The organism is Paenibacillus sp. G2S3, assembly GCF_030123105.1.
Taxonomy (GTDB): domain Bacteria; phylum Bacillota; class Bacilli; order Paenibacillales; family Paenibacillaceae; genus Paenibacillus_AQ.
Window position 1 is genome coordinate 6,626,119 of record NZ_CP126095.1, and the last position, 12,235, is coordinate 6,638,353.

Here is a 12,235-nt window from a genome sequence, read left to right on the forward strand (position 1 = left end):
TTCAAAGAAATCGAAAGAGCAACATTTAGTACTAATCGTTAGTCTTTTCTAGGTCGATCATAAAGATTCCGAATATCGGGACTTCGAACTCAAGTGTATGATTTCCCTTTATTTTCAGTTGCTCTACGCTTCTCGAAGGTCGATTAATCGCATTCCAATACGCAATATCTTCGAAGGACAACTTTTTACATTTTCTTAAATCAGCAAGATCTAATCGCTGATCTATCTGCTCAGTTGTTAATCGTTGCTTGATCAATCGGTATGTCCCTTCAAGGTTTGTAAGTTCCAGCTTCACAAAAACATAGGGACTTTTTGCCTTATGCCAAGCTAATTCCAGTTTTTCCTTATTTTCATTGATAAACAGATGTTGCTCTTCTTCTGGATAAACAGTTAAAATGCGGTAATTATCTTGCTGTTTTGTCACGATACATGAGTTGTTTTTGAACACAATCTCATCAAACAAGCGACTCACAAACTCTGTCGCATACCAATTGTCCTTGTAACGACCATCCGGTGTAAGTAATGAAAGCTTACTTGCCAGCTCATCTGGAAAATACTCAAACAGCTTCGCTGAATCGAGTGATAATGGGGGGAAATAGTGACCTGCAATTTCGTTTTGATTCATTAGGTTTATATATTGCCAGATGCTTGCATTTGCTTGCGCTAGATCCGAATAGGCGTGCAGATAATCATCCTGATCGTAAATCAGCATTCGATCCAAAATACGGTTCTGATCTTGTATGTTTGTATTCTCACCAATGACCCGAATGTAGTCTTCATCAAATAGATAATTAAGCGCAGTTTCAAGTGGGATCTTGCGCATACGGGTCCAGTCATCTATGCAATAAACGGCATTATGGCAGGTTATATCGAGCAACATCGCATCTTCTGGCGGTATGGGAAAATGAATGACCACGTTCTTATAGTTCTTAAAAATTGAAATGGCATTCACTAGCGACAGACGCAATTGCCTGCTATTTTTCATTTCATAGAAGCAGCGGAACTCATACATCCAATCCTGACTTGTCATATAATTTTGCTGCAGATGGAGATTCAATTCAGTCATTACCGTTTGAAACCATTCATTATTATGAAATCCCCGCTCCTCCCAATCATCCAAATCTATAGATTGAAATTGAAGGTAGGGAAACATGCCAACAGACACGATCTGCTGCAACATTCGATCCAACTCACCAAATGAACAGACCAGCTTCCCTTCGCTCAACCGTATATCCACTTTTTTAAAAATACGATTGACCGCTACCCACTTCACGCCTAGGCGCTGACGCACTTCGAGCAAACGGCTATCCATAAGTTTACCTTTTACTTTAAGTACATGATTTACCTTTGAGTACTGGCCAATCGTTTTATGCAAATCTAGTTGAACCTCGATGCGATTGGGGGCAATAGATGGGCCAGCCGGTAATTCACCTAACGGCACATACGGCGATAGCAAGGCTAATACATCTTGCGACAGCTCCGCATCGACACGATTCTGCACCGCTCTTATTTGACGCTGTTCACGAAATTCAGCAGGTGAAAGCTCATACCTTATTTTAAATGCCTCGTTAAATGAACGTACATTGGGAAAGCCGTTGGCTAAAGCAATCGTGACAATCTTATCGTTCGTATTTTCCAGCATACGTAAGCTATGAAACAATCGCACTTCTTTGATGTAATTTCCGATTGAAATCCCTAGCTGATTTTTAAAGGAATGCGCCAAGTAGTATTTGCTACTATAAGACTTTTCAGCAATCTCATCCAGGCTGAGTTTGTCCGCATAATTAACATTGATATATGATACAATTTCTTTTACCTTGTCCGAAGTAGCGTGTGCTTGCTCCTTTTCTTCTACCGACCCAAGATACCGGTGCAGTAGTCCGATTAGATGCTTCGAATACCCTTCGATGATATAATCAGAACCGACTCCCGGATAAACCATTTCGACGTACAGATACGCCATACAATTCTTCACAAGCTCATATCCATCTTTTTTGTACACCATCGATAATGGAATGTTAAGCTTAAATGGAGAAAACTCCTCTTGATACTCATTGGTTAGAAACTTTACTGTGAGCGTCGCATTCTCTTCACTGCTAATCACACGAACGATATCACCTTTATTCAAAACGAAAATATCGCCTGTCCGAATCAAAATATCCGAACCGTTTCGCATAATTTCCAGATAACCAGAAAGAACAAACCATGCCGTTAACTCCGTCATAAGTAGAAAATCCACTTCCTCAATCGTTTCGATTGCGGCCAGTACGATTTGATCTGATCCATTTTTCTTCTTATTCAAAATCAACAATCTCCTCTTCCAACATGAAAAAATATGTTACTCTTACTGAGTACGTGACCATGTGTTCATAATTATTGATTATAAACGATTGCTCTCTGAAATCTAATGAAATAGGATGGTGCATCAGATGGTATTTGCATTTTTGTTTATATTCGCTATGTACGCGGCAAGTAATTATTACATCGCGAGAAAGATTTTTAAATGGTTACAACATATATTTCCAAATATTAATGGGATTATATACGGAGTCATCTACAGCTTATGTGCGTTAACAATCATTATTAATTTGCTATTGTCTTCTTCAGCTATTACGACTGATTCAAGTATTGTTAATTTTATTGGTCAATTCGGGGACTATTGGATGGGGATCTATTTCTATATGTTCTTGCTGTTGCTTCTTTCCGACTTAATCTTACTTATTAGTAAATGGATCAAGATCATCCCCTCTCCTGCACCAAAACGTGTTATTTTCCATACAAGATCGGTAGTATTTATTCTAGTCATAGGATTGGTGTCCTATGGAATTTATAATGCGAATCAGATAAAAGAAGTATCGTATCCGATCCAAATACACAAAAGTACCTCATTAGAGCATTTAAATATTGTTCTGATCAGTGACTTACACTTAGGCTACATAAATGATGTGAATTTTCTTGCAGAAGTTGTTGATCGCATTAATGACATGCAGCCGGATATTGTGTTGATGTCAGGAGATATATTTAATGGTAACTACTATGCGCTCTCTAATCCTTCCAAAGGAATAGAATTATTAAATACTATTCAGTCCACCTATGGGGTTTATGCTTGTTTAGGTAACCATGATGCAGGACGATCATACGATGAAATTGTGAACTTTATAGACAAGAGTAACATTAAACTTCTAAATGATGAACATGTCGTTATAGATAATCAATTCGTTGTAGTTGGCAGGAGAGATTCATCCCCTATTGGTGATCAAGGAAATGCTAGAGCAGTGACTTCCGAAGTGATGAGTAACATAGATACAACTATGCCCGTTATCGTAATGGATCATCAACCCACAAATATGATTGAATATGGAAATGATGTCGATTTAATACTTAGCGGACATACACATCAAGGACAAGTATTCCCTGCAAATCTAATCACCAATGCTATGTTCACAGTAGATTACGGACACTATCAGAAGAATTCAAGCAGTCCTCAAGTTATTGTTACATCTGGTGTGGGTACCTGGGGACCGCCATTACGCATTGGTACGAATAGTGAGATAGCACAAATTAAAGTTGATTTTAAATAGACTGAAAATTTTAGACTGATTAAAAAGCGACCAGCCTTTGGACGAGATGTATCGTCATAGACTGCCGCTTTTTTTTGCTCAATAATATAAAAAACATGGAAGAATATCCCGATATTATGGATATAAGAGAATAAATGGAATAAATAAACGAGATAGGGGCGCGTTAATAATGAAGATTCAAGGCTCAACCCAGCTTGATTTAAATGCATACATAAGTTCGAAAAAGCTCGCGGATAAACCGTCCTTAGTCAATTGCACAATACCCGAACTGTCGCATGAGACCGACACTGTGGAAATCAGTTCGGCTTCCAGACAGTTGGCAGCATCCGATATTGTAAATCATTCGGCTACATATTTCGGAACTACCCAAATCAACGATTCGCTTACCCGCCTGCTGGCAGATCAACCCTCGGAAGTGAAGGAAGCTGTCTACGGCATCATTCAATCCAACTTCATTACAGACGTAACCGGAGACGAGGAAAGATCAGCGTTATTAGAATTGGGACTAACTCAAGCGAAGTATATCGCAGACAATTACATGAAGGATGATAAAGCGGCAGAATTTATGAATACGATCCGTCAGATCGGAGCGATCTCTACAACAAGAACGGTAGATCCTGAAACGAAACAAATCCAATACGATACACCACCGCAAAGACCTGTTGGAGCTCCAGATGATTATATGGATTTAAACTATATGATGAAAAAATTCGAGCCCAAAACGCTGGAAAAGCTACAGGAAGCTATTGTGAACGGGAAAGACTGGAGTAGCATCTTACTGAACTTCGCCAAAAATGCAGCAACTCGTAAGGATTGGATTCAGGAATATAAAGAAGATGTAAACAAACAGATCGGCAGTATCCCCAGCGAGAACAGATTCCAAAATGCTTCCACTTCCAGCCTGAGTGTGTTTGTAGGAGATATCAAGGATATGATTACCCAGGCAGGATTTCAAAATAGTGGATTTCTAACAAACAATATAGAAGCTTTTATGCGTACATTGGGAAAGACGCTCTAGAGTTTTGACCACAATAATGAGAAAAATCCACCACCGCATGAGGTGGTGGATTTCTATGCAAACAAGGCCTGAGCAACATAATTCACAAAGGGTGTAAACGTTGCTTTAAATTTTAGATAAGCTTATAAATACCTTCTTTTATACATCAAGGTAATTTGGCCCGCTATGTATTCCGCACTATATTGGCTGCCATCCTTAATCCACCACATAATAATCCCCAGTAGTGATGATGCAATAATATCAAGGGAGACTACTTCTTTAGTGGAATCTATGTTTCTCACGTTTCTTCGTTTCTCGATAGTATTTTTTAATAGGTTAGTCAATTGGTTTTTGAAACCTTTGTGCTCAACCAATACAGCAAAGATTTGCCGGTATTCATAAAAATAGCTCAAAAATGTGACCAGCTGCTCCTGTTCGATGCTGCTCTTCACTTGTAATAGCGGTTCAACCTTCATGGACAGCTCATCAAAGATTTCATGTACAATCTGGCGCAATAAATCTGTAATATCCTCATAATGCAAATAAAACGTTGCACGATTCAGCTCAGCACGTTTGGCGATTTTTTGGACAGTCAATTGAGAAATCTCCACATTCTCGGCCAATAATGAAAAAACAGCATTTTTCAGCATCTTTTTTGAGCGAATGGCTCGTGGATCAACTCTTTTATGTTCGGACATTTCATCCCTCTATTATCGTTTATATAGTTTTTCATCAACTAATTTACCCATTCTGTCGATTAGTCGACATTTTCAATAAAATTGCAAATAGGAATACCGTTTAAATGCTGATAAGATTTATTTTATCGACACTATGTCGAAAAAGCAATGAAGAGAGGCCTGCACCATGCAAAAAGATATTAAGAAAATAAATAAAGGAATCCTACTAACCATCCTAATTTTTGGTTGTTTTTTATCTACACTCAATCAGACGCTTTTAAATGTCGCCTTAAGTAGTCTGATGGATGTATTTGATGTCACGGCAACAACTGTACAATGGATTTCAACGGGTTTTATGCTGGTCAACGGGATATTGATTCCGATTACAGCCTATTTAATGAAACGTTTTACAACACGTCAATTATTTCTAAGTGCCATGTCATTTTTATTAATTGGCTCAATCATTTGTGCAGCAGCGCCGAGCTTTAGTCTACTCTTGGTCGGACGGATGATCCAAGCTGCAGGTGCCGGTATTATAATGCCGCTCATGATGAGCGTTGTGCTCGCGATCTTCCCCGTTGAGAAACGTGGCAGTGCCATGGGACTGCTTGGACTGGCGATGATATTTGCTCCTGCTATTGGGCCGACGCTTGCGGGATTTATTGTTGAATATCACTCTTGGCGCTGGTTATTTATCGGCCTCATTCCACTCGTCATCATTGTTATAGCGTTGGCATTCAAGTATTTAGTGAATGTATCCGAGACGTCTAAGTCTAAGCTTGATGTAGTAAGTGTTCTTTTATCAACAGTTGGATTTGGCTTAATTTTATACGGCTTCAGTAGTGCAGGCAGTAAAGGCTGGGACGATTTAATAGTAATTCTGACCTTAGGGATCGGGATCGTTGTAACGGCCGTATTTTGTATGCGACAAATCAAGTCTGATGATCCACTGTTAAACCTGTCTGTCTTCAAAAATAAAGTCTTTACGATGACTTCTCTTATTAATGTGTTAATTACCATGATGATGTACGCAGATATGATTTTATTGCCTATTTATCTGCAGAATGGTCGTGGTTTTACAGCATTTGATGCAGGACTACTCTTGTTGCCGGGGGCACTCGTAAATGCGTTCATGTCACCCGTCACCGGTAAATTATACGATCGTTTCGGTGCCAAGCCACTGTTCATTATTGGTTTACTCTTTATTATTCCATCTATGTGGGCGGTAACCGATCTATCTGAATCGACAACGTATATGTATTTAATGATTCGTACCATCGGCCTCCGAATTGGATTAAGCTTCATCACTATGCCTCTCAATACGGCTGGACTAAATGCACTGCCCAAACAACTCGGTACGCATGGTACAGCAGTGAACAATACCGTTCGCCAAATTGCCGGAGCCATCGGTACTGCCGTCGTAATTACGATCTATACCGTGCAGGCAACAAGTCATGCGGCCACAGTGATGCAGAGCAACCCCTCTACTACTCCTGAGATCCTTAAATCCCTAGCATCGATTCTTGGGGCGAGTGACGCCTATTACTTTATGATGATATTATCCGTTGCGGCGTTTGTTATAACATTATTTATGCCGATGAAAAGCAAGATCGCGATTGAAAAGAAAGCAAACCTAGTTAGCAAGGAATAACCTCATAAAGTGGAATGTCAAAAGGACAGCGATCAGCTGTCCTTTTACATTATTAATAGCGATTCCCAGCTCACTAGCTACTCTTCTATTAATTTTTCTTTCAGTATGCCGGAGCCGATCCCCCGCTAACTATTAAAATATGCTAGCCTAACTCAAGCTTGATTGCTTTTCCCCTTTTTGCTTCTAATCGAATACAGGATGACTAATAAAATAAACCATAACGGAGTACACAATAAAGCCGGGCGTGTCTCTCCAGCGAACAGCATGATGATCAGTATCCCAGCGAACAAGGTTAGGACAATATAATTAATAGCCGGTGTGAACGGTGCTTTGAATTTGGATTTCGCCTGTAAGTCTGGCCGGGTTTTCTTATACTTAATATGGCAGATGAGCACAATGCCCCACACCCATATAAAACAAATAGCGCTAATCGTTGTCACTATTCCAAAAGCCTGCTCCGGAATAAGTTTACTTAAAAGAGCCCCTACAGATATGACAATTGTAGAAATGAATAACGAGTTACCTGGTACATGATTTTTATTCAGTTTGCCCAAATGAGGTGACGCCTGGTCGTTTCTACTCAAATTATAGAGAATTCGGCTTGTCGAGAACATCCCACTATTACAAGCTGAGGCCGCTGAGGTTAGTACAACAAAATTAATAATCCCTGCGGCAATTGGAATCCCTACTAAAGTAAAGGTTTTTACAAAAGGACTCTCTGCCGGACTGAGCTCCGTCCAAGGATTTATGCATAGCAGGACGAAAAGCGCACCAACATAGAAGAATAGAATCCGTAAAGGAATTTTATTAATCGCTGATGGGATGTTTTTCTCCGGATCCGCTGTTTCCGCTGCCGACACCCCTACCAATTCCACACCGACGTAAGCAAATACAACCATTTGAAAAGAAAATAAGAAGCCTGATATGCCGTTCGGAAAAAAGCCCCCATGCTCCCATAGGTTTCGTATCGTCACCGATCCTGCATCCGTCTTAAACCCAATGATCAGTAAAATGACCCCAAGACCAATCAAGGCGAGAATCGTAATTACCTTAATTAAAGCAAACCAAAATTCGAGTTCTCCAAAACTCTTTACAGTTAATAGATTAAGTCCTAATAACACGACCAGACAAGCGATGGCAGGAACCCACTGCGGGATATCAAACCAGTACTGTACATATACGCCAACAGCAATGACATCAGCCATAGCCGTCATGATCCAGCAAAACCAATAGGTCCAACCGGTAATGAATGCGACCCGTGATCCAAGGTAGTCTTCAGCAATATCCGTAAAAGATTGATAGCCCGCTTTAGATAATAGGAGTTCTCCCAGTGCTCTCATCACAAAAAACACAGCAATACCCACGATTAAATACGTGATCATAATGGATGGGCCTGCCTTCTCTATCGCCTTGCCTGATCCCAAGAATAATCCTGTACCAATGGTGCCACCAATAGCGATAAGTTGAACATGCCGATTAGCCAGCTCTCTCTTTAATTCTGGTTGTGCCATACCTAGTTCCCCCTTGTGAGTACAATAAATTGGAATAAAAAAAGAGAGATTGGATGTCATCCAATCTCCCAGATCGTAAGAATATCAAATAATATTTGCCCTGCTGATAGCGATCAGCATGACAAATACATATTCAGTACTCTTCTGTCCTTTTGCCTGAGATTGTGAACCCTTCGGCGCCGCGGAATTTCCGCAGTCTCTCCAGAAGCTGCTCCAGCTAAAGTGTAATCCTTAGCTATCATAGCTCGTGAATTATGAAGTTGATAAAGCGGTAACGCAGTAAAGCTGTTCTGATATTCTAACATATTACTTGCGATATGAGTGTTAATCAGTGATAAAAGTCTCTTTGTAGTTTGTGGGAATAGGAGTAGTGGAACTCAGATAGGGGCTCCTCATCACTTATCAATTTTAAAAAGTGTTGACACGTGCACATGTATGCATATAATAAATTAAGGGGGTAGTGCCATGGGATTAAACCTTGATTCAAATAAATGTAAAAAGCTGATAGAAGACAATATTGATATTGAGTTCTTCCGAGCAGTATTTGATCCAGTGCGGAGTGAGTTGTTGATTTTTCTTTCTGCAAATGGTGAAATGACAATCGGTGGTATTGCAGAATATTTTCCACAGAATCGTTCAGTTATTTCTCGGCATCTTGATTTCATGAGTCGTTTTGGTATCGTTCAAAGGAGAAAAGAAGGGCGAGAAGTTTATTACAAAACTAATAATAATTTCATTGTAGATAAATTTGAAAAAACAGCTAACAATATGAAAGCACTCATGAATTTGAAATAATGCAGTGCTTTTTATTTTATTATATATATGCACTTGTACACACATATACATGAAAGGGTGTTTATTTTGACACAAACAAAAAGAAAATGGTGGGTTTTAGCCACGGTTAGTTTAACCGTATTTATGGCAATGTTAGATATTACAATTGTCAATGTTGCATTACCAGAAATACAACAAGCTTTTTCATCGAATTTTTCAAATCTACAATGGGTGTTGAATGCCTATACTTTAGTTTATGCTGCAATGTTGTTGCCAGTTTCAAAATTAGGAGACATTATCGGACGTAAAAAAGTCTTTTTATTAGGATTGGGTATTTTTGTGATTGGCTCTTTAGCCAGTGGATTAGCAAGCAGTGATATTTGGTTAAATATCTTCCGTGGATTTCAAGGAATTGGTGGAGCAGCTATGATGTCATTATCATTAACGATAGTTACTTCTTCGTTTCCTGAAAAACAAAGAGGACTTGCACTAGGTATTTGGAGTAGCGCCGTTGGGCTTGCTATTGCCGGTGGTCCGTTGATTGGTGGAGCATTAGTTGATAGTTATGGTTGGCGGTCTATTTTTCTAGTTAACATTCCTGTTGGGATTGTAGCAATTTTACTAGGAATGTTTGTTATTAAAGAAAGTGAAACAAACAAAAATGGAAGAATTGATATTTGGGGACTGATTTTCAGCACAGCCATGATTTTTACGATGATTTTGGCCTTAATTCAAAAGGCGATGAATGGAGATTATGCATGGACTGACTGGCATATTTTAGGTCTACTTGGATTATCACTTATTTTGCTTATAGCTTTTATCGTTACTGAAAGAAAAGTAGCACAGCCCATGATTGAATTATCTATTTTTAGAAATTGGTCATTCAATGGAGCTAATATTGCAGCTTTTGTATTAGGTGCTGGACTATACGGGGGTTTTACTTACTTAACCATTCTTATGCAAAATTACATGGGTTATTCAGCTTTTGATACAGGTGTAAAAATGCTACTCATTAGTGGTTTCACGATAGTTCTTGGTCCAATCGCAGGAATTATCTCAGGGAAAATTGGTAATCGTTGGTTAATCAGTGGAGCACTACTTATCGGTGCAATCGGAATATTTGTTATGCGTTATATGATCAAAGTTCCGTTTGAATGGAGCTATCTGATGCCTGGCTTTATTCTTTTAGGGATTAGCAATGCTCTAGTCAATCCACCTATTACAAATGCTGCTATGGGTTCAGTTGATAAAAAGTATGTAGGTATGGCTTCTGGTATCTTAAATGTCTTTAGACAAGTGGGAATCTCCTTTGGTGTTGTAATGCTAGGAATTAAATTAACGGAAGGTTATAACGATTCGTTGAACACTAATATCATGAATTTAACCAATATTCCTACCGAGTTTAAAAATCAAATGCTGGATGTTTTCCATAAAGCTGGAGCTTTTGCAGGTTCACAAATTTTTGATAGCAAGCAAGCTGAAACATTTAAAGCTATGCCTGCTTTTGATGAAATGAAGACGCTCGTTTTTAATGCTTTTAATTCAGGTATGCAAAATGTAACACTATTGATTGGTATCTTCTTATTAATTGGTACATTCGCAAGTGCAATTTTGATTAAAAACAAAAAGAATACACAGAATGGGAATTAATCTTCTTTCACCAGTTATTCATCTCCCCGACGGCTACGTCGCGTGAGCTTGTGACAGCCAAATAGAGTGGCAAGGTTCGCCTGTTACCTTTAGACACAACAGTGACATAGACTACAGAACGACAATTGGTAGTGGTCTTAACTCTTCATGTTGTTAAGTGGTAAAGCACAAAAATTTCGGCCTACTTATGATACGGTTCACCGCGATGGCTGAAGCGGCATGTTTTTGAAACTGCCGTAGAATTCTTAAGTGTTACAAATACCTTTTGTGGCTCCTCTTTCATGGGAGTTTCCATGCATCAACTCTTCATGGATCGTTTCCATGAAGAGTTCAATACATAGGATTCGTTGTATAGATGTGTCCAATTTATACTAATGGATGTGGTACATAAAGTTCTTCTAAACTGGTAATTTCTTCAGGTTTCAATTTAACCAACAACGCCGAAACGGCATCTTCGAGATGGCTGGTCTTGGTCGAACCGATAATTGGGGCGGTGATCTCTTCTTTTTGCAGCAACCATGCAAGAGCAACTTGTGCGCGTGGAATTCCTTGGTTAGCAGCGACTTCCGCAACTCTCTCTGCTACTTTACGATCAGCTTCTTCCGTTTTAATAAACAACGCTTTAGCTATCTGGTCATTCTCGGATCGTGAGGTCTGTTCATTCCAATCCCTAGTTAACCGGCCTGCAGCCAAAGGCAGGTAAGGAGTGACGCCAACTCCCTCGTCTCTGCAAAGGGGGAGCATTTCTCTTTCTTCTTCCCGGTAGAGCAGGTTTAATCTATTCTCCATAGAGACGAACCGTGTCCAACCGTTGCGCTCTGCAACATGCTGAGCTTTCGCAAACTGCCATGCCAGCATGGAAGATGCTCCGAGGTATCTGACCTTGCCCGCCTTAACTAAATCGTGAAGAGCCTCCATCGTCTCTTCAATCGGCGTATTTGGATCCCACCGATGGATCTGGTACACATCGACGTAGTCTGTTCCGAGTCGTCTTAGACTGTTATCAATTTCGGTCATGATGGCCCTGCGGGAAAGTCCCATAGCATTCGGACCTTTGCGCATCGGAACAAATACCTTTGTAGCTATGACGACTTCGTCACGATGAGCGAAGTCCTTTAAGGCACGCCCGAGGATTTCTTCGCTTGTTCCGTCGGAATACATGTTGGCAGTACTGAAAAAGTTGATGCCCAATTCGAGTGCCCTCTTAATAATCAGTCTGCTTTGCTCCTCATCCAGAGACCATGGAGTATTGCCGCGTTCAGGTACGCCGAAACTCATGGTTCCAAGGCTTAACTTCGAAACCTCTAACCCGCTGCGTCCAAGCTTCACATATTCCATTTAATAACACACTCCTTATATATTTGTAGGGGAAGGCGTTAAGCCTTTAGGTTTCG

General features: G+C 39.9%; 9 protein-coding genes and 1 riboswitch. Of the genes, 5 read left to right on the forward strand and 4 right to left on the reverse strand.

Going from position 1 to position 12,235, the window contains the following annotated elements; all coding sequences use genetic code 11:
* Window positions 1-31: 31 nt before the first annotated feature.
* Window positions 32-2,302, reverse strand: a complete 2,271-nt coding sequence (locus QNH28_RS29275; protein WP_283909621.1) for a helix-turn-helix transcriptional regulator — start codon at window positions 2,300-2,302, stop codon at window positions 32-34.
* A 127-nt stretch (window positions 2,303-2,429) separates the two neighbouring features.
* Here QNH28_RS29275 and QNH28_RS29280 point away from each other — a divergent pair, with 127 nt between their 5' ends.
* Window positions 2,430-3,581, forward strand: coding sequence for a metallophosphoesterase (locus QNH28_RS29280; protein ID WP_283909622.1), 1,152 nt, complete (start codon window positions 2,430-2,432; stop codon window positions 3,579-3,581).
* Between the two features lie 169 nt (window positions 3,582-3,750).
* On the forward strand, window positions 3,751-4,599 hold the full coding sequence (locus QNH28_RS29285) for a hypothetical protein (protein ID WP_283909623.1): 849 nt from the start codon (window positions 3,751-3,753) through the stop codon (window positions 4,597-4,599).
* Window positions 4,600-4,721: 122 nt separating this feature from the next.
* Here the strand turns inward: QNH28_RS29285 and QNH28_RS29290 are convergent, their stop codons facing one another.
* The gene (locus QNH28_RS29290) at window positions 4,722-5,276 is read right to left on the reverse strand and encodes a TetR/AcrR family transcriptional regulator (RefSeq protein WP_283909624.1); all 555 of its coding nucleotides are present in this window, start codon (window positions 5,274-5,276) and stop codon (window positions 4,722-4,724) included.
* Between the two features lie 166 nt (window positions 5,277-5,442).
* Here QNH28_RS29290 and QNH28_RS29295 point away from each other — a divergent pair, with 166 nt between their 5' ends.
* A complete protein-coding gene (locus QNH28_RS29295; protein ID WP_283909625.1) occupies window positions 5,443-6,906 on the forward strand; it encodes a DHA2 family efflux MFS transporter permease subunit in 1,464 nt (487 codons plus the stop codon).
* A gap of 152 nt (window positions 6,907-7,058) precedes the next feature.
* Here QNH28_RS29295 and QNH28_RS29300 read toward each other — a convergent pair whose 3' ends face one another.
* The gene (locus QNH28_RS29300; RefSeq protein ID WP_283909626.1) at window positions 7,059-8,417 is read right to left on the reverse strand and encodes an amino acid permease; all 1,359 of its coding nucleotides are present in this window, start codon (window positions 8,415-8,417) and stop codon (window positions 7,059-7,061) included.
* A gap of 134 nt (window positions 8,418-8,551) precedes the next feature.
* A riboswitch (glycine riboswitch) is annotated at window positions 8,552-8,632 on the reverse strand.
* A 250-nt stretch (window positions 8,633-8,882) separates the two neighbouring features.
* Between QNH28_RS29300 and QNH28_RS29305 the strand changes: the two genes are divergently transcribed.
* Both QNH28_RS29305 and QNH28_RS29310 read left to right on the forward strand, forming a co-directional pair.
* Window positions 8,883-9,212 carry an ArsR/SmtB family transcription factor gene (locus QNH28_RS29305; protein WP_283909627.1) on the forward strand — a complete coding sequence of 110 codons (330 nt, stop codon included), beginning with the start codon at window positions 8,883-8,885 and terminating at the stop codon, window positions 9,210-9,212.
* A 66-nt stretch (window positions 9,213-9,278) separates the two neighbouring features.
* Window positions 9,279-10,841 (forward strand): MFS transporter, encoded by a 1,563-nt coding sequence (locus QNH28_RS29310; protein ID WP_283909628.1) that lies wholly within the window; start codon window positions 9,279-9,281, stop codon window positions 10,839-10,841.
* Between the two features lie 366 nt (window positions 10,842-11,207).
* Here QNH28_RS29310 and QNH28_RS29315 read toward each other — a convergent pair whose 3' ends face one another.
* A complete protein-coding gene (locus QNH28_RS29315) occupies window positions 11,208-12,179 on the reverse strand; it encodes an aldo/keto reductase (RefSeq protein WP_283909629.1) in 972 nt (323 codons plus the stop codon).
* Window positions 12,180-12,235: the final 56 nt, after the last annotated feature.

What these genes read in the sequence shown, in the direction of transcription:
- QNH28_RS29290 (WP_283909624.1), bottom strand. Translation starts at nt 5,276, where the DNA reads ATGTCCGAACATAAAAGAGTTGATCCACGAGCCATTCGCTCAAAAAAG.
- QNH28_RS29280 (WP_283909622.1), top strand. Translation starts at nt 2,430, where the DNA reads ATGGTATTTGCATTTTTGTTTATATTCGCTATGTACGCGGCAAGTAAT.
- QNH28_RS29285 (WP_283909623.1), top strand. Translation starts at nt 3,751, where the DNA reads ATGAAGATTCAAGGCTCAACCCAGCTTGATTTAAATGCATACATAAGT.
- QNH28_RS29300 (WP_283909626.1), bottom strand. Translation starts at nt 8,417, where the DNA reads ATGGCACAACCAGAATTAAAGAGAGAGCTGGCTAATCGGCATGTTCAA.
- QNH28_RS29315 (WP_283909629.1), bottom strand. Translation starts at nt 12,179, where the DNA reads ATGGAATATGTGAAGCTTGGACGCAGCGGGTTAGAGGTTTCGAAGTTA.
- QNH28_RS29305 (WP_283909627.1), top strand. Translation starts at nt 8,883, where the DNA reads ATGGGATTAAACCTTGATTCAAATAAATGTAAAAAGCTGATAGAAGAC.
- QNH28_RS29295 (WP_283909625.1), top strand. Translation starts at nt 5,443, where the DNA reads ATGCAAAAAGATATTAAGAAAATAAATAAAGGAATCCTACTAACCATC.